Below are 16,907 nucleotides of genomic sequence, written 5' to 3' on the forward strand. Positions count from 1 at the left end.
GAGTATCAATAATATAAATTTTTAAACCGTACGAAGGTGTACGATATCAACAAGACATGATCTGCGGGAGGTGACCCTTGCCGGAGCTTCTCACGCCACAGCCACGCACTCAATCTCAATATCAAACTCCATCGGCCAAGACGCCACCGGCACAAAACTCCGCGCCGGCGGGTTCACACTGAAGTACCTCGCATATACCCGGTTGATGGCGTTGTAGAAGCCGGAATTGACGGCGTAGATGCGCACCATCACCACGTTTTCCAGCGAGGTGCCCGCCGCTTCGAGGCAATGTTTCAGCGCCTTCAGCGACGCTTCGGTCTGCACCTCGATGTCGCCGCGCACCATCTCGCCGGTCACCATATCCACCGGCGGCGTCGCCGAGATGAACACGAAGCCGTTGGCCTTGACCGCCGTCGAGCACGGCAGCCCGAGCGCCCGCACCTTGGCCGACATGACGGGCACTTCGATGATTTGTTTGGTCATGGAAAATCTCCCTTTTGAGCCGAGGTTGGCGCAAAGGCCCCCTCACCCAGCCTCCGCTTCGCTCGGCTGACCTCTCCCCGAGGGGAGAGGAGATTGCCGGCGCAGGCGCCAGTCTCTTCTCCCCACCGGGGAGAAGGTGGCCGCGAAGCGGCCGGATGAGGGGGTCTTTGCGATAACTCAGATTTCAGGGAGCTTATCCCTGCACTGGCGGAACGCCAGTGCCGACGCCCGCCCTAGTCAAAGAAAACCGATGAACCGTCCGGCGAAAAGCACGGAAGTCCACAGCAGCATGGAGAGCACAGCCAGGGCGATCCCGCCGACCGGCTCGTCGCCGCCCGTTGCGCGGCGAAAGCGCATGAAGGCGAGGAAATTGACGCCGGCGAGAAGGATGAGTGCCATTTTGGCGAGGAAAACCGGCATCGCCGCATAGGTGCTCGCCTTGACCGAAAACAGCAGCGAGCCTGTGACAAGCGCACCCGCGAACGCAGCCAAAGCAATGCGGCGCAGCACTGCGACGAACGCCGCCTGCGGCAGCGAACGGAAGGCGCCGCAGATCCTGAGGTCCATGAGAACGACGCTGGTCAGCAGCGCGCCGATCGACATGATGTGGAGCGCGTTGACCACGGGGTAGGCGATGAAGGAAGCCTTGAGCCACCGCGCCAACGCAAGGTGCTCGATGCCGGCGAGAAACTCCGTCATCTAGGCCGGCGGCACACGGTCGGGATAGACATCATATGTCTTGCCGCCGACGATGAGGCGGACTGCTTTCATGCGCTTTTCGGTCGCCTCGAGCGAGCGGTTGCCGATCGCGGTCACCTCGTCGCCGACCTTGGCCACCTCCTCCGTGAAGCCGGCGGCGATCGTGCGGGATGGCGGCGCCATCTCCACCCGCCAGGCCTCGCCCTCGGCGTCGACATCCAGCGTGGCGTGCGGATTGCCGATATAGATGGCCGTGATCTTGCCCTTGAGTTCGAAAAACTCGTCCTGCGTCCACGACCAGCCATGATGGGCATAGGCCGCGGTGCCGGCGGCAAGCATCACGGCCGTCAGCGCGACGCTGCGAATTGCCTTGAACTGCATCGCTCGTCTCCTCGGTTCATCCCGCAGGCACTTGAGAGTTAGGACACGGCGCGGCAACGTCAAATCACATCGGGGCGAAAGACCGGACCGCCAACCGCCCGCTCAATCGCCTTGTTAATGACATCCATGCACGCCACCCTTGCCTCTCCTGCCCGCTCTTCCACCACGCTGGAGACCGGACTCCCATCAAAACGAGGCAACCATGAGCAGCATGAAAGACCGTCAGGAAGGCTTCGAAAAGAAGTTCGCGATGGATGAGGAAACGAAGTTCAGGGCCATGGCCCGCCGCAACAAGCTGCTCGGCCTGTGGGCCGGCGAAAAGCTCGGCAAATCCGGTGCGGACGCCGACGCCTATGCGAAGGAAGTGGTACACGCGGATTTCGAAGAGGCAGGCGACAACGATGTGTTCCGCAAGGTCCGCGCCGATTTTGACGCGGCGGGCATCGCCCAGTCGGATGCCCAGATACGCACCGCGATGGAAGAGCTGCTGGTGACGGCGGTGGAGCAGATCAGGTCGACTTGAGCGCTGCTCAGCCGTGATCGGTAGGGCGTGCCGTCCTTAAGGCACAGGGCCACATTGTGGTGTTGGTTGGCCAAGCGGGCTGGCTTCCATCGTAGCGCTCTACGGCGCCCCCCCTCTGTCCTGCCGGACATCTCCCCCTCAAGGGGGGAGATTGGCTAGGCCCATGGTCAGCGCCTCTCTTGCAGCGTTGGAAATTGGCGAAGGCAGAGATGACATCCGATCTCCCCCCAAGAGGGGGAGATGTCCGGCAGGACAGAGGGGGGCGCCACAGATCGCCGACTTTGAACCGCCCTCACCCCTGATGCGCGGCGGCCAGTTCCTTCACGTGTTTTTCGTGCATCTGCAGCGTCGGCAGGGTTTTCTTAGCGAATTCCTTCATTGCCGGGTCGTCGCCGGATTTCGCATAGCCGCTGAACAGCGCGACGGCTTCCTTGTGGGCGTTGGTCTGCATCTCGATGTATTTGGCCTGGAATTGATCGCCGCTGGCGCTCTTCAGCTCATCGAGCATCTTCTGCTCCTTGGGCTGCAGGGCCGGACCGGACGGTGCGGTGGCCGAGGTTGTCTGGCCCTGGGCAAGCGCCGCCTTGAATTCCTCGCCGGCCTTGGTGTGATCGGCGATCATCTGTTTGGCGAACGCCTTGACGTCGGCGTCGGTTGCCTGTTGCTCGGCGAGCTTGCTGGACTCGATCTCGAACTCATTGGCGCTCGGCACCGTCTTGATGAAGGTCGAAGTGTCGACCTTCGTCGTGGCGGCGAGCGGCGTGGTCGTGGCGGTCGTGTTCGACTGGGCAAAGGCCGGCGCGCCGGCAAGCAATGCTGCTGCGGTCAGAATGGTAAGCGTTTTCATCGCATGTCTCCGGTTGGAATTGTCCCTCGGACAATCCAACGTCGCTTGGGCACTCAGGTTGCAGGTCATGAGGAAGAAGCCTGCGCGTGTCGCCTCGATCCCCCCGCTATATCCGTGGCTGGCTCGAACGCTCGTCGATGCCCTCGTTCAAGCCGGCCCATGGGACTCATGTTCCTCAAAGGCCATCCGAACTGAACCGCGGCGGCTGACCAGAACTGCGTTTCAGTGGCAGCAAGCCTCGCCATATTGCAGCTGCTCGTTCCAGTTCGGCCGGCCTTCCGGCGTGAAATCCATCAGGTTCCACAGCGTTTCGCAGGTGCCGAGGCCGCGTGGGTCCTGGCCCGGCTCCGTCGGTGCGAAATCCAGTTCCGAACTCCAGAAATGGCGTATGCCGTCGGCATCGCGATGGAACACCGACAGCAGCGGGATCTGTGCGCCGTCAGCCGCCTCGGCATTGTAGTCGCGCTTGAAGCTGTTGCTCGCCGAAGACACCAACCGCATGTTGCGCCAGCCCCGATCACGGCCGAGCGTGACCAGGTTTTCGAGCGCGGTCTTGCCCACCACGGCGAAATTGAAGCCGGCCGCCTGGAGATGGCCGACGGCGCCGTCGAACTGGTCGAGCAACGCCGTGCAGGACGGGCATGGCTGATCCTGTCGGGCAAGCTTCGCCGTGCCGCCGCTGGTCGCCACATCGCGCTTCTCCTGCGGGTGGCGCGGGAACATCAGATGATAGAGGATCAAGCTGTCCTTGCCGGGTGCGAACAGCTCCGACAGTTTGGTCTTCGCGGGCCTGCCTTCGGCATCCAGTGCATCGAATTCATAATCCAGGCGGATCAGCCCGCCCGGCGGCAGCGCGCGCCGGGCCTCGGCGACCTCTTCCATGACGCGGCGCAGCTCGATTTCCTTGCGCAGCAGTTTTTCACGCGCGGCGCGGTATTTCGCGGATTCGTTGGGAAAGGTGATCATGATCGGCTCCTTCAAGTCGTGGCGCCGGCGTCCCGGCGCGGTTGCTTTGCGACCCAAGGACGTTTGGCGGCGATCGCCCCCGACATTTATTGCGCATGGTGAGATGTCGTAATACCTGTTCGGGCAGCGTGATCCGGGGGACGAAATGCACGACGACGAGATCGATCTGCGCTGCCCGCAAGTGGTGGCCGACAATGCCGCCAAGGGCCTCAGGCTGCGCGGAGAATTCGGCCGCGGCGGCACCGAGATCGGCGTCGCCCGCGCCACCGAACTGAAGAACCGCAAAAACCTCTCGCCCTCCACCATCCGCCGCATGGTCAGCTATTTCGCCCGCCACGAGGTCGACAAGCGCGGCAGGAATTACGGCAACGAGCAAAACCCGTCGGCCGGTTACATCGCCTGGCTGCTGTGGGGCGGCGACGAAGGCCGCGCCTGGGCGCTGGAGCTCAAGCAGAAGATCGGCAACGCGCCAGACATTTGAGAACGGCCCGCACTACGCCGACCGCTCCTCACCCCTTGACCCCGCCGGCGGTAAGGCCGGAGACGATCTTGCGCTGGAAGATCAGCACCAGCACCACCAGCGGCACCGTGACGATCACCGAGGCGGCCATGATGTTGCCCCATGGGATCTCGAACTGCGAGTTGCCGGAGAGCAGCGCGATCGCCACCGGCACGGTCCTCTGTGCGTTGTTGGAGGTGAAGGTCAGGGCAAACAGGAATTCGTTCCAGGCGCCGATGAAGGCCAGCAGCCCGGTGGTCGCCAGCGCCGGCCACATCAGCGGCAGGAAGACCCGGGTGATGATGATCCACGGCGTCGCGCCGTCGAGGATCGCCGCCTCCTCGACCTCGACAGGCAGGTCGCGGACGAAGGTGGTGAGCACCCAGACGGTGAACGGCAAGGTGAAGATCATGTAGGAGAAGATCAGCGCGAACAGCGAATTGTAGAGGCCGAACATGCGGACCAGTTCGAACAGCCCGGCCAGCAGCGCCACCTGCGGGAACATCGAAACCGACAGGATGAGGAACAGCAGGGCCGAGCGGCCGCGAAATCGAATACGCGCCAGCGCGTAGGCTGATGTGACGCCGAGCAACAGCGACAGCACGACGACGGCGCCGGAGACGAAGAGCGAGTTCAGCAAGTTGCGGACGAAGCTGCCCTCGGTCAGCACATTCCGGTAGTTGGCAAGACTGATCGTTGTCGGCCAGAGATCGACCCGGAACAGGTCGGTCCCCGATTTCAGGCTGGTGACGATGGCGTAATAGAACGGGAACACCGCGACGAAGACGATAACCGCGACCAGCAGGTAAAAGGCCGTGCGCTTCACGATCCACATCTCAGCGGTCCCCGGCCAGGCTGATCCGGCCGATCCGGATGGTGACGATGGTAAGCAGAGCGAGGATCAGGAAGAGCAAGGTCGAGGCGGCGGAGCCATAGGCGAACTTATCGAACTCGAACAGGTTCTCGCGGGCGAACACCGACATCGACTTGGTGTGCACATTGTTGGGCGTCAGCACATAGATCAGGTCGAAGATACGCAGCGCATCGAGCGCGCGGAAGATCACCGCCACTAACAGCGCGGGGCGGATCAGCGGCAAGGTCACCCGCCAGAAGATCTGCCAGGGGTTGGCGCCGTCGAGCCTGGCGACCTCGATGATCTCCCTCGGCAGCATCTGCAGCGCGGCCAGGATGAGCAGCGTCATGAATGGTGTCGCCTTCCAGATATCGACGATGAGGACGGCCGCCATCGCCGTGTCGGCGTTGGCCGTCCAGGCGATCTTGGTGCTGATCAGGCCGAGGTTGAGCAGCACGACATTGATGATGCCGAACTGGTCGTTGAGCATCCATTGCCACATCTTCGCCGAGACGATCGTCGGGATCGCCCAGGGGATCAGGATCGCCGCCCTGACGATGCCGCGGCCGGCGAATTCCGCGTTGAGAACCAAGGCAACGATGGTGCCGAGGATGGTCTCGCAGGTCACCGAAATCACGGTGAAGCGCACCGTGTTCCAGACGGCCCGCCACCAGACAGGGTCGACCAGCAACCCGTCATAGAGGGTCCGGCCGCTTGGCATGTGAAGTACCGAAAAGTAATTGGCGAAGCCGACCCATTGGCGCGCGTCGAGATCGGCCAGCGAGGCGTCGGTGAAGCTGAAATAGACCGTGCGGGCAAGCGGCCAGCCGGCTGCCGCGGCGAGCACCAGAAGCATTGGCGCCAGGAAAAGCCACGCCGAGCGAGCGCGCTGTGCCCTCAACGGCGCGTGCGCGGCCTTGGCTGTTTCCGGTTTCATCCCTGTCATCTCGCTCCGCTCGCTGCGGTCCCGCCGGCCGGCTGTCCCAGTATCGTCACCAGCCTCGGCCCTTCAGCTTGGTCAGCGTCGCTTCGAGGTCGGCCAGATTGTCGGCGGCAGTGCCGTCGCCCGAGAGCGTGTTGTGAACAGCGTTCCAGAACTGGCTCGACGCCTCGTTGTATTTGATCCTGGTCGCGGCCGAGGGGCGCGGCACCGCATTGAGAAAGATCTGCTTCCAGCGCGGAATAATCGGGTGTTCCATGGCAATGTCGGCATCGTCATACAGCGCCTGGATGGTCGGCAGGTTGGATGTCTTCAGCGCGCGGTATTTCTGCATCGCGGGCGAGGCGATGAACTTGACCAGCTCGATTGCCGCATCCGGATGCTTCGAATATTTGGAAACCGCGAGGTTCCAGCCGCCCAGGGTCGCGACCGGTCGGGCGCCCTCGCCGGTGCCGGCCGGCAGCGGCGCCACATCGAACTTGCCCTTGATCGGCGAGCCCTCGCCGTTGCCGAGTGCGTAGGCATAAGGCCAGTTTCGCATGAACACCGCGTTGCCGGTCTGCCAGATACCGCGCGATTCCTCTTCCTGGTAGGCGAGCACGCCGGGCGGCGCGATGGTCCCAACCCAACCCTTGACCATATCGAGCACCGCCGCCGCTTTTGGGTTGTTGATGGAGATGGAGCCGTCCGGCTCGATGATCTGGCCGCCGCCATTCGACATCACCCATTCGAGCGCGTCGCAGGTCAGCCCCTCATAGGCGTTGCCCTGGAAGACGAAGCCCCAGATATCCCGATTGCCGGCCGCACGCTCCTTGTCCATGACCAGCCTGGCGGTCTCTGCCAGTTCCTTCCAGGTGGCCGGCACCTTGGCGCCGTATTTGTCGAGCAGATCCTTGCGGTAGTAGAGCGCCGGCGCATCGGTGAAGATCGGCAAGGCGACGAGCTTGCCGTTGACGGTCTGCGACTGGATGATCGACGGGAAATGCTCAGCCACGATATCCCTGGTCGCCGCGGTCAAATCCACGAGCTGGCTGGCGAGCTGCGGCGCCCAGATCACGTCCGTCTGGTAGACGTCGATGTCGCTGTTTCCGGCGGCAAGCCACAGCCGGTACTGGCCGAACTGGTCGGTCCCGGACGTCGGCATGACGACGATGCCGACCTTGTTGCCGCTGTCTTTCTCATAGCGGTCGAGGATCTCGCGCAGCACCTTGATGCCGTCGCCGGTATCGCCCGACACGATCGACAGCTCGACGCCCCGCGCCGGCGTGCCAAACAGCATGGCGGCGACGCCGAGCACCAGGAATGCGTGAAAGAGTTTCATGATGGTGGATGTCCCTCCGCAGCCGGCAACGGAAAATCCCCCCACGCGTCGGCAGCTTGTCGGCACCCGCCTTCCCCTTCCATTGAATGCGAAGCGGCGCTTTGGGTTCCCAAATCGCGCCGTTCCTGCGTGAGGCGACACCCATCAGGGGGTGTTGAGATTCAGGTCAGGCCGAGTCGAAAATGGTGGTTTCCGAGAACCGGAGCGGAGCGTACTTTTGGGTACGTGAGCACCGGAAGCGCAGGAAGCCATCATTTGCAGGCCGGCATCACCTGAATATCAGCACACCCTAGCCTTCCCAGGCGACAGGCATCATCCCCAGCCGCTCATAGAGCCGGACGGCGGCGGGATTCTCGACCGTGTTGGTCTTGAGGTCGACATGATCGGCGCCACGTTCGCGAAAAACGGCGAAGGCGTGCCACATCAGCGCTTCGGCAACACCCTTGCCGCGCGCCTCGGGATGAACGGCAAGATCCTTGACGAAGGCGCGGGTCCAGCACAGCGCCGCCGCCGCCAGCCGGCCCTTGGCGTCGATGACGAGGAAGCACAGTGCCGGGTCGAATTCGGGATCGCCCGCGACACGCGGCCACCACTCGTCGAACGGACCATCGGCGCCGTCGTCGAACACTTCAGTCAAAAGCGCATGCAGGGCTGGCGCGTCACCGGGCTCGAAACTGCGCATGACAAAACCCTCCGGCCAGTGCGGCGGAACCAGCGTCTCGTCGAGGATCTTGCGCAGCCGGATGTCGTTCAGAGCCGGCGGGCGCGGTTCAGGCATCGCGCTCAGGCGTCGGGCTGCAGGCGACGGCGCTGGCGGTCGCGGCCAAGGCCGGTCGCCTCGAGCAGACCCTTGCGCTTGGCGTCGTAATAATAGCCGGTCTGGTAGAGCCAGTCGGCCTTCTTGGCGTTGCCGCCGGCCACCAGCCAGGCGCCGCGCAGATATTTGACCGCGTATTTCAAATTGGTTTCGGCGTCGAACAGGCCCTTGGCCGGTCCGTCATAGCCCATGCCGCGCGCCGTCGCGTGCTTGATCTGCATCAGTCCCCAATGGCCGTTGTTGTAGGCTTTCGGGTTGAAGGTGCTCTCGCGGTTCACGACATGGCGCACCAGATCCACCGGCACCTGATAGATCGCCGCATATTTCTCGATCAGCCGCTCGACATCGCCGCGCACGCCCGTCGCGCGTTCTTCCGTCGGCCCGACGGGACCCTGAACCAGGGCAGCCGGGTTCTGCGGCACGACATAGGCGACCTGCTGGACGCCGGGCATCCGGTCGCCCTTGGCGGTCGCCGGCACGATGAGCCCTGCGGTCGTATAGGTCTCGGCCGTCTTGACCGGCTCGCTCGCATTTGCCGGCGGCGGCGCCTGCCAGGCATTGGCGGTCATCACCGCGGGCACGGCGGGTGCCACCGGTGTCGATCCGGCAAAAGCGGCAGTCGCGGCAGCCGGCTGTGCGGCGGGATCGAGCGGCAGCTCGGCCGTCTGAACGGGGGCAATCCCTGATGATTCCGGCAGCACCGAAACCGTCTCCGGCAGAGGCACTGTGAAGCCGGCATCAGCGCCGGCGGCGGTCGCTGTTTCGGTGAGAGCGGGCGCGGATTTCATCTGCGAGGTCGACGTGCAGCCGCTGATGCCGGCGGCGGCCAGGATCACGCCGATCGCGATAAGGTTGAGTTTTGCTGGCAAGCCGCGCTCGGGTCCGGTTTGTCGGGTTGTTAAGAAATCCCTTACACCAGCGATTCAGGCCGGGCAATCGGGGCGATCAGGTGGTTTTCGGGTGGCGAGACGCAGGCGGCGATGCCATATTGTTCCGGATATGTACTGGGACGAATCCCGGATTTCGCCACTTTGCGGGAAGGAACGCATCATGGTCACGACAGCTTCGATCACGGCCGGCCACGCAGTGTTAGAAACAGTGATCGGCTTTATGGGTATTGCGTGGAGCGAAAAGGGCCTGATCCGGCTCTGCCTGCCCGAACGCAGCCGCGAAGCGGTGGAGCGGCGCCTGCTGCGCCATGGCGGCGTTTCCAGCGCCACGGCGCAGCCGCCATGGGTGGTCGAGCTGATCGCAGCGATCAAGGCTTATGCGGCGGGCGAGGACATCGACTTCTCCGCCGTGCCGGTCGATCTCGACGGCGTCGACGATTTCCGCCTCGCCATTTACGACGCGGCGCGAAAACTCTCCTTCGGCGAAACCACCACCTATGGCGAGTTGGCCAAGACCGCCGGCCATACCGGGCTCGCCCGCGAAACCGGGGCCGCCCTTGGCGCCAATCCGGTGCCGCTGGTCATCCCTTGCCATCGCATCCTTGCCGCCGGCGGCAAGATCGGCGGCTTCTCGGCGCCGGGCGGCTCGGTCACCAAGGAGAAGATGCTGGCCATGGAAGGCGTGCGCGTCGGCCCGCCGCCCCCGGCGCAGGTTTCGTTCGGGTTTTGATGTAGGCAGGTGCCTAGTTGTTATGGAAGAACCGCCGGCGGAAATGCCGGCCGTTGTCCGGCCGCTTGCAGTTGTAGACCGGGCAGGACTTTGTGTCGGCGCTCGGCACGTAGGCCCGTGTCCTTACCTCGCCCATGCTGCAGAATCGCTGGCTCTGCACATAGCGGTCGTAAAGCGGCAGTCCCGGCACCCGCTTCGACTGGTAGCGCAGGATGACCGCCCCCTGCCGGGCGATCGTCGCCTGAACCTTGCCGCAGCTCATACGCGTTGGGTCGTAGCGCGAGATCGCCTGAGCCTGAGCGGCGACAAGCGTCAGGCAGGCGGCAAGCAGAATGGTTTTCATGGTCCTCTCCCTGTGATCCGCCGCCCAGGGACGTCGCGATCCGTCGTGACGCTCTCACGCGATTGGGGCGGCCATTGGGCGGCGCCCTGATCACGGCTTTCTCACACAGTCTTGTTTTTTGTGCGAAAGCAGCCTATATGCCTTCCATTGATATTTCGGCCGATCGATCCGGGCCTCGCGATAATCGCGTTTGCTGACGTCTATCTCCAAAATCTCGATGCACACCGGCTGGACCTCGGTCCGGTCAATCTAAAGCAAATGTGAAGGACTATCTAAATGGCAACTGGAACGGTCAAGTGGTTCAACGCCACCAAGGGCTTCGGCTTCATTCAGCCTGACGCGGGCGGCGCGGACGTATTCGTCCACATCTCCGCTGTCGAGCGTGCTGGACTGTCGACCTTGGTCGAAGGCCAGAAGATCAACTTCGAGATCGAGCAGGACCGCCGCACTGGCAAGTCGTCCGCTGGATCTCTGAGCAAGGCAGCCTGATTTTGCGATAGCGCGCGCCGGGCGAGAGTTCGGGGCGCGCGGCAAGTCACGGATGTACTGACAGTCGCGCGAGAAGCGCGCTGGAGCGGAAAGACCCGACAAGCTGGATCAGCAGATAGCTGCCAGCCCGGACCGGACGCTCCCGATCAGGCTACCAAGCATGGGAAGGCGGGATTTATCCCGCCTTTTTGCTGTCTGGGGTTAGGTGCTGCCGCAATACAGCGTCCTTCGCCAATCACCGACGTGGCTTACCCCATCCACCCGATCGGCACATGTCCCGGATCGGCCTCGACTCGGCCAAGCCAGGCCGCGACCGCCGGATAGGCGTCGAGCTGGAAACCGCCCTGCTCCGCCGTATGCGTATAGGCATAGAGCGCGATGTCGGCGACGCTGAGCGCGCTGCCGGCGAAGAAGGCATTGTTTTCCAGATGCCTGTTCATCACGCTGAGCGCCTTGTTGCCGCGCTCCAGCGTCACCGCCAGCCGCTCCGGGGTCGCATCCCCAGCACGTTCGGGAAAGGTCAGCAGCGCCTTGCGCACGGCGATGTAGGGCTCGTGGCTGTATTGTTCGAAGAACAGCCATTGATACGCGAGCCCACGCTCATACCTGTCCGCCGGCAGGAAGCGTGTGCCTTCGGCGAGATAGAGCAGGATGGCGTTGGATTCGGCCAGCCGCCGGCCATCATCGAACTCGAGCAGCGGCACCATGGCGTTCGGGTTCTTGGCGACAAAGTCGGCTTTGCGTGTGTCGCCTGTGTGCGAACTCACCTCGACGTTGGTGAACGCCAGGCCAAGCTTGGCCATCAGCAGGCGCGGCTTGTAGCAATTGCCGCTGTCGATCATGCCGTAAAGTATCATGGCTGTCCCCCGAGCACCGTCTCCGCGCGATTATCGCAGCGGCGGCGGACTCAACCAATGATTTGTTTTGTCGAGACGATCAGCGCCGCTGATGTGTGAATAGTGGTGCCCCTAGCCGAACAGCGGGACGACATTGCCGCCGGTACCCAGCAGCGTGTCGATGTTCAGTGGCTCTTCCTCGAAAACGGTCCCCGCCAAGGCTGGGCGGGCGAGGAGAAAACCCTGCAGCAGGTCGACCCCGCCTTCGAGCGCGACGCGCAGATGGGTGGGCTGCTCGATGCCTTCGACCAGCACCTTGGCGCCACGGTCATGCAAGCTGGAAACCAGCGGGCGGAAGAACCGTTCGGCGGCAGCGTGGCGGCAGAACTCCGCGAACCAGGTGCCGTCGATCTTGACGATGTCGGGCTTGAGCAGGCTTACCCGCTCCTCGGTCGAGTGCCCGGTGCCGAAATCGTCGATGGCGATGCGGATGCCGTCGCGCCGCATTTCGCGCACCAGCCGCGCGAGAAGCGCGTCGTCCGCCGCCTGTTCGGTGATTTCGCAGACCAGCATGGCCGGCGCCAGGCCGAACTCGCCGAGATGCCTGGTCATCAGGCGAATCTCGGCCAGTGCCCGCCCGGCATGGTCGTTGATCAACGGATTGTAGTTGAAGAACAGGTCGAGCCCGTCGACGCCGATGTTGCGAAAATTCCTGAGATGCAGCGCCCGGCACATGGTTTCCACAAACAGCCGGTCCGAGACGGCGACACTTTCGAAGAACATCTTTGGCGCGCCGGGGCGGCCGGCACGGTGCGGCTCGATCAGGGCTTCGGCCGCGACCGCGTGAAGGAAACGGCCGCGCGGCGCGAAAATCGGCTGATAGGCGCTGCGCAGCCGGAACTCGCCATGGATGCCGTATTCGATGCCGACTTCGTCGACCCGGATCGCATCGCCGACATTGCGCCGCCGATCTTTCATGTCGCCACGCGGCGCCCGAAGGCCTTGACCGGCCGCGCCGAAGGCGTTGCCACGGCAGGAGCCGACGTGTCGACGGCGGCAGCGGCAGGCGCCTGCCTGGCCTTGTCGAAGACGCCAAAGCTGGTCGGCGCCAATTCGGACCGCGCCAGCACGAAACCCTGCACCATCGACGCGCCCGATTTCTCGGCGAGCTCCAGTTGCCAGCCCTCCTCGATGCCCTCGAACACCGTATTTATGCCTTGCTCCTCGAAGTTCTTCACCATGGTCGTCAGCAACGCGAAGCCGGCGCCGGACTCCATCAGCTGCGTGATCCAGTAGGCATCGAACTTGACGATATCCGGCTTCAATTCCTTGACCCGATTGATGTCGGAATCGTCGGCGCCATAATCGTCGACGGCGATACGGAAGCCATTGGCCCTCAGTGCCGCGACAAAGCCGTGCAAGGCTTCCTGCGACGCCGACCGCTGCTCGGTCACCTCGCAGACGACGCGACGCGGGTCTATGCCTGCCTCGTGCAGCACGAGCCGCATTTCACGCAAGGCAGCGTCGGCAACAGTGCGTTCGGTGAACACCGATGGATCGAAATTGACGAAGATCGACGCTTCCCGCGGCAGGCAGGCACCGGCGTTGAGAAGATGCAGCGTCCTGGTCAGCGCCTCGATATGCAGGCGGTCGGCGGCCGGACAGGTCGAGAAGAAATTCATCGGCGATTGCGGCTCGCCGTCGCGGAACGGCCGGATCAGCCCTTCGAACGCGACCACCGACAGCTTGCCTTCCTTGAAAGCGAAGATCGGCTGGAAGGCGCTTTGCAGCGTGTAGATGCCCCAGACACCGGTGGAGGTGCCGTCGTCCTGACGGATGATGTGGGCAAGCCCGACGCTGCGCGACACGGTTCCTCGCTCCGCAATTGGTCTGCGATCCTGCCACTCAAGCCTCTACCGGTCGTTAATGAATTTATTGTTGCCGACCCCGGGTCCCGATCACAGCTCCTTGAGACCTGGATCAGCCGACAATGCTTGCGTTGCGCGAAATCATGCGACATGAGAAGCGCCGCGGTCGCTCCTGGCCGCGCCGATCTTCCATGGAGACGTCAAGCTCATGGCCTTTCTTGCCGACACCCTTTCCCGCGTGAAGCCTTCCGCCACCATCGCGGTCACGCAGAAAGCGCGCGAGCTGAAAAATGCCGGCCGTGACATTATCGGCCTCGGCGCCGGCGAACCGGATTTCGACACGCCCGACAACATCAAGAATGCGGCAATCGAGGCGATCCGCCGTGGCGAAACCAAGTATCCGCCGGTTTCGGGCATCGTGCCGCTGCGCGAGGCGATCTCGAAAAAGTTCAAGCGCGAGAACAATCTCGACTACAAGCCCGAGCAGACCATCGTCGGTACCGGCGGCAAGCAGATCCTGTTCAACGCCTTCATGGCCACGCTGAACCCCGGCGACGAGGTCATCATTCCTCGCCCCTACTGGGTCAGCTACCCCGAGATGGTGGCGATCTGCGGCGGCACCTCCGTGTTTGCCGACACCTCGATCGACAATGGCTTCAAGCTGACCGCTTCCGTGCTTGAAAAGGCGATCACGCCGAAGACCAAATGGCTGCTGATGAACTCGCCGTCGAACCCGTCGGGTGCCGCCTATACCGAGGCCGAACTGCGCGCGCTGGCCGACGTGCTGTTGAAGCATCCTCATGTCTGGACGCTGACCGACGACATGTACGAGCACCTGACCTATGGCGATTTCGTCTTCAGAACCATCGCCGAGGTCGAGCCTAAGCTCTACGAGCGCACGCTGACCATGAACGGCGTGTCGAAAGCCTATGCAATGACCGGCTGGCGCATCGGTTATGCGGCGGGTCCGTTGCAACTGATCAAGGCGATGGACATGATCCAGGGTCAGCAGACATCGGGCGCCTGCACCATTGCGCAATGGGCATCCGTCGAGGCGCTGAATGGCCCGCAGGATTTCATCGCCAAAAACAAGGCGATCTTTCAAGGCAGGCGCGACCTTGTCGTGTCGATGCTCAACCAGGCGCGTGGCATCACCTGTCCGTCGCCGGAAGGCGCCTTCTATGTCTATCCCTCCTGCGCCCAGTTGATCGGCAAGAAGACCAAGGCCGGCAGGCTGATCGACACCGACGAAACCTTCTGCTCGGAATTGCTCGAAGCCGAGGGCGTCGCGGTGGTGTTCGGCTCGGCCTTCGGCCTCGGCCCGAACTTCCGCATCTCCTACGCCACCTCCGAGACGCTTCTGGAAGAAGCCTGCACGCGCATCCAGCGCTTTACGGCTTCGCTGACCTGACTGGCGCACTATGAACGCAAAGACCCGGCTTCACCGCCGGGTTTTTTAATGGGCCGTCAGCCTCACGCCTCGTGCTTGGTCCCTTTGGCCGAGCGCGCCTCGGCCGGCGCCAGCACGGCGACCAGCAGTGCGGCGGTGAGGAACGCGCCTATCGCTGCCGTCAGCATCGCGGCATGGAAGCCGCCGGCATAGGCGGCAGCATAGAGTTCGTGCGCGCCGCTTTCGCCCATTGCCGCGTCGGTTGCGAAATCATGCCGCGAAATTGCAGCACGGGCGACCGCTTCCGCGTTGGCGACACCGGCATCGCCGAGAGACCCGGCCAAAAGGTTGGTTGCCCGCATGCTCATCAAGGCGCCGAGCAAGGCGATGCCGATGGCAAGGCCGCTCTGGCGGGTGGCATTGATGACCGCCGATACCATGCCCGAACGTTCGCGCGGCGCATAGGACATGGCCGCGGCGCTGCCGGTTGGAATCGCCAGCGCATTGCCGAGACCGCCGATGGCGAACAGGAGGCACAACACCGCATAGGGCGTCGAAGGACCGGCCCAGCACATGCCGAGCATGGACAGGCCGATAGCGGCATAGCCGATGGTCATCAGCGCGGAGTGACCATAGCGGGCGCTCAGCCTGCCGATCCATGGCGACACCACGATCTGGACGATGAAGGCCGGCGCCATGCGTAGGCCGGTCTGCGTCGGCGGCCAGCCCTGCACCTGCTGCAGGAACATCGAGAAGAAGAAGACGCTGGAATAGGAGGTGAAGCCGAGCGCGAACGAAGCGACATTGGCGACGGCAAAGCGGACATCGCGGAACAGGCCAAGCGGCAGCATCGGGCGTGCCGTGCGCGCTTCGAAGCCGAGGAAAGCAGCCAGGCCGACGACGCCGGCGATGAGCGCCGTGACCGTCCTTGGCTCGCCCCAGCCATTCTCGCCGGCCGAGATCAGGCCAAAGGTCAGCGCGCCCAGCCACAGGATGCTGAGAGCCAGGCCGACAAGATCGAGATGGGCATGTTCGGGATGCGCCGTCTCGTTGATCGAAGCAGCACCGAGCGCGATCGTGATCAACCCAAGCGGCAGGTTGATCAGGAAGATGCTTTGCCAGCCGACGGTCTCGACCAGGATGCCACCGAGGACGGGACCAACGAGCAGAGAGATGGCGGCGAACGACGCCCAGCCGCCAATGACGCCGGCGCGCTGGCGCGCATCGGGAAAGGCTTGCGTCAGGATCGACAGCGCGCCTGGAATGAGCAGCGAGCCGGCGATGCCCTGTACGACCCGGCCGGCCAGCAGCACCGGCAAATTGGGCGCGACGGCGCAGATCAGCGAGCCGACCACGAAGATGCCGACGCCGGCCAGCCACGAGCGCTTGCGGCCATAGCGGTCGCCGATCAGGCCGGACGACAGCATGAAGGCGGACAGGCACAGCGTGTAGGCGTCGACCACCCATTGCAGGCCGCCGAAATCGGTTTGCAACGCCTGCTGGATCGTCGGCAGCGCGACATTGACGATGCTGACGTCGAGCAGAGCCACGAACGAACCAAGATAGACAGCGGCGACCAGGGGCAGACGGTGCTTTGACATGGCTATATCCAGACGTGAATTTCGCAATCACTTACATCGCCGACTAACCGTCAGTTGAACGGGCGGCATGGCGCTGTCGATCACGCGATTGCGCGTGACCTGCGCCATGGTACGGGACTCGCCGCGAATCGCCCTCTTCTGAAAATGTCGCGGCTGGAATAGAAGCCCGGCTTCCTACGGAATGAGCATTCAGCCGCCATATTGTTCCGATGTCACCGCTTCCAGCCAATCGGCATGGACATCGTCGAGCGCCTCCTGCATGGCGACATGCGTCATCGCCGATTTCGGCGCCGCGCCATGCCAGTGTTTTTCGCCAGGCGCGAACGAGATAACGTCGCCGGCCCTGATCTTCTGGACCGGGCCGCCCCATGTCTGGGCAAGCCCGGCGCCCGCCGTCACGTAAAGCGTCTGGCCAAGCGGATGCGTATGCC

21 protein-coding genes are annotated in these 16,907 nt (G+C 63.5%); 5 read left to right on the plus strand and 16 right to left on the minus strand.

The genetic code is table 11. The features are described 5' to 3' along the window. Positions 1 to 90: 90 nt before the first annotated feature. The 3 genes from EN943_RS24440 to EN943_RS24450 form a co-directional block, all read right to left on the minus strand. Positions 91 to 483: a RidA family protein gene (locus tag EN943_RS24440; RefSeq protein WP_127414963.1), complete on the minus strand. Its 393-nt coding sequence runs from the start codon at positions 481 to 483 to the stop codon at positions 91 to 93. Between the two features lie 237 nt (positions 484 to 720). After that, positions 721 to 1,182 carry a DUF6644 family protein gene (locus EN943_RS24445; RefSeq protein ID WP_127414964.1) on the minus strand — a complete coding sequence of 154 codons (462 nt, stop codon included), beginning with the start codon at positions 1,180 to 1,182 and terminating at the stop codon, positions 721 to 723. Continuing rightward, entirely contained in the window at positions 1,183 to 1,563 is a 381-nt protein-coding gene (locus EN943_RS24450) for a DUF6152 family protein (protein WP_127414965.1), read from the minus strand. A 202-nt stretch (positions 1,564 to 1,765) separates the two neighbouring features. Here EN943_RS24450 and EN943_RS24455 point away from each other — a divergent pair, with 202 nt between their 5' ends. Further along, on the plus strand, positions 1,766 to 2,086 hold the full coding sequence (locus EN943_RS24455) for a DUF1476 domain-containing protein (protein WP_127414966.1): 321 nt from the start codon (positions 1,766 to 1,768) through the stop codon (positions 2,084 to 2,086). A gap of 292 nt (positions 2,087 to 2,378) precedes the next feature. On the opposite strand, the gene EN943_RS24465 is transcribed toward EN943_RS24455, so the two are convergent. After that, a complete protein-coding gene (locus EN943_RS24465) occupies positions 2,379 to 2,933 on the minus strand; it encodes a DUF4142 domain-containing protein (RefSeq protein WP_013530103.1) in 555 nt (184 codons plus the stop codon). A gap of 222 nt (positions 2,934 to 3,155) precedes the next feature. Next, positions 3,156 to 3,899: a DUF899 family protein gene (locus tag EN943_RS24470; protein WP_164778348.1), complete on the minus strand. Its 744-nt coding sequence runs from the start codon at positions 3,897 to 3,899 to the stop codon at positions 3,156 to 3,158. A gap of 145 nt (positions 3,900 to 4,044) precedes the next feature. Between EN943_RS24470 and EN943_RS24475 the strand changes: the two genes are divergently transcribed. Beyond that, positions 4,045 to 4,380: a hypothetical protein gene (locus tag EN943_RS24475; protein ID WP_127414968.1), complete on the plus strand. Its 336-nt coding sequence runs from the start codon at positions 4,045 to 4,047 to the stop codon at positions 4,378 to 4,380. 28 nt (positions 4,381 to 4,408) lie between these two features. Here EN943_RS24475 and EN943_RS24480 read toward each other — a convergent pair whose 3' ends face one another. The 5 genes from EN943_RS24480 to EN943_RS24500 form a co-directional block, all read right to left on the minus strand. Then, complete coding sequence (locus EN943_RS24480) at positions 4,409 to 5,233, minus strand: carbohydrate ABC transporter permease (RefSeq protein ID WP_127414969.1); 825 nt, start codon at positions 5,231 to 5,233, stop codon at positions 4,409 to 4,411. A 1-nt stretch (position 5,234) separates the two neighbouring features. Further along, the gene (locus EN943_RS24485) at positions 5,235 to 6,197 is read right to left on the minus strand and encodes a sugar ABC transporter permease (RefSeq protein ID WP_127414970.1); all 963 of its coding nucleotides are present in this window, start codon (positions 6,195 to 6,197) and stop codon (positions 5,235 to 5,237) included. Positions 6,198 to 6,243: 46 nt separating this feature from the next. After that, positions 6,244 to 7,512 (minus strand): ABC transporter substrate-binding protein, encoded by a 1,269-nt coding sequence (locus EN943_RS24490; protein ID WP_127414971.1) that lies wholly within the window; start codon positions 7,510 to 7,512, stop codon positions 6,244 to 6,246. A 289-nt stretch (positions 7,513 to 7,801) separates the two neighbouring features. After that, a complete protein-coding gene (locus tag EN943_RS24495; RefSeq protein ID WP_127414972.1) occupies positions 7,802 to 8,290 on the minus strand; it encodes a GNAT family N-acetyltransferase in 489 nt (162 codons plus the stop codon). Positions 8,291 to 8,295: 5 nt separating this feature from the next. After that, complete coding sequence (locus EN943_RS24500; RefSeq protein ID WP_127414973.1) at positions 8,296 to 9,198, minus strand: lytic transglycosylase domain-containing protein; 903 nt, start codon at positions 9,196 to 9,198, stop codon at positions 8,296 to 8,298. Positions 9,199 to 9,379: 181 nt separating this feature from the next. Here EN943_RS24500 and EN943_RS24505 point away from each other — a divergent pair, with 181 nt between their 5' ends. Further along, on the plus strand, positions 9,380 to 9,949 hold the full coding sequence (locus EN943_RS24505) for a methylated-DNA--[protein]-cysteine S-methyltransferase (RefSeq protein ID WP_127414974.1): 570 nt from the start codon (positions 9,380 to 9,382) through the stop codon (positions 9,947 to 9,949). Positions 9,950 to 9,962: 13 nt separating this feature from the next. Here EN943_RS24505 and EN943_RS24510 read toward each other — a convergent pair whose 3' ends face one another. Beyond that, entirely contained in the window at positions 9,963 to 10,292 is a 330-nt protein-coding gene (locus EN943_RS24510) for a hypothetical protein (protein WP_127414975.1), read from the minus strand. A 276-nt stretch (positions 10,293 to 10,568) separates the two neighbouring features. Here EN943_RS24510 and EN943_RS24515 point away from each other — a divergent pair, with 276 nt between their 5' ends. Next, positions 10,569 to 10,781, plus strand: coding sequence for a cold-shock protein (locus EN943_RS24515; RefSeq protein ID WP_010910991.1), 213 nt, complete (start codon positions 10,569 to 10,571; stop codon positions 10,779 to 10,781). A gap of 248 nt (positions 10,782 to 11,029) precedes the next feature. On the opposite strand, the gene EN943_RS24520 is transcribed toward EN943_RS24515, so the two are convergent. From EN943_RS24520 to EN943_RS24530, 3 genes are all read right to left on the minus strand, one after another. After that, positions 11,030 to 11,638 (minus strand): glutathione S-transferase family protein, encoded by a 609-nt coding sequence (locus tag EN943_RS24520; protein WP_127414976.1) that lies wholly within the window; start codon positions 11,636 to 11,638, stop codon positions 11,030 to 11,032. Positions 11,639 to 11,749: 111 nt separating this feature from the next. Then, positions 11,750 to 12,595 (minus strand): EAL domain-containing protein, encoded by an 846-nt coding sequence (locus tag EN943_RS24525; RefSeq protein ID WP_127414977.1) that lies wholly within the window; start codon positions 12,593 to 12,595, stop codon positions 11,750 to 11,752. After that, positions 12,592 to 13,485 carry an EAL domain-containing protein gene (locus tag EN943_RS24530; protein WP_127414978.1) on the minus strand — a complete coding sequence of 298 codons (894 nt, stop codon included), beginning with the start codon at positions 13,483 to 13,485 and terminating at the stop codon, positions 12,592 to 12,594. Before EN943_RS24530 ends, EN943_RS24525 begins: the two co-directional genes overlap by 4 nt. Positions 13,486 to 13,693: 208 nt before the next feature. On the opposite strand from EN943_RS24530, the gene EN943_RS24535 reads away from it, so the two are divergent. After that, positions 13,694 to 14,896: a pyridoxal phosphate-dependent aminotransferase gene (locus EN943_RS24535; protein WP_127414979.1), complete on the plus strand. Its 1,203-nt coding sequence runs from the start codon at positions 13,694 to 13,696 to the stop codon at positions 14,894 to 14,896. Between the two features lie 62 nt (positions 14,897 to 14,958). On the opposite strand, the gene EN943_RS24540 is transcribed toward EN943_RS24535, so the two are convergent. Continuing rightward, positions 14,959 to 16,476: an MFS transporter gene (locus tag EN943_RS24540; protein ID WP_127414980.1), complete on the minus strand. Its 1,518-nt coding sequence runs from the start codon at positions 16,474 to 16,476 to the stop codon at positions 14,959 to 14,961. Between the two features lie 189 nt (positions 16,477 to 16,665). Next, on the minus strand, positions 16,666 to 16,907 hold a 242-nt coding region (locus EN943_RS24545; protein WP_164778349.1), incomplete at its 5' end, for a cupin domain-containing protein.

Origin of the sequence: Mesorhizobium sp. M7A.F.Ca.US.006.01.1.1 (genome assembly GCF_003997935.1) — a bacterium.
GTDB lineage: Bacteria > Pseudomonadota > Alphaproteobacteria > Rhizobiales > Rhizobiaceae > Mesorhizobium.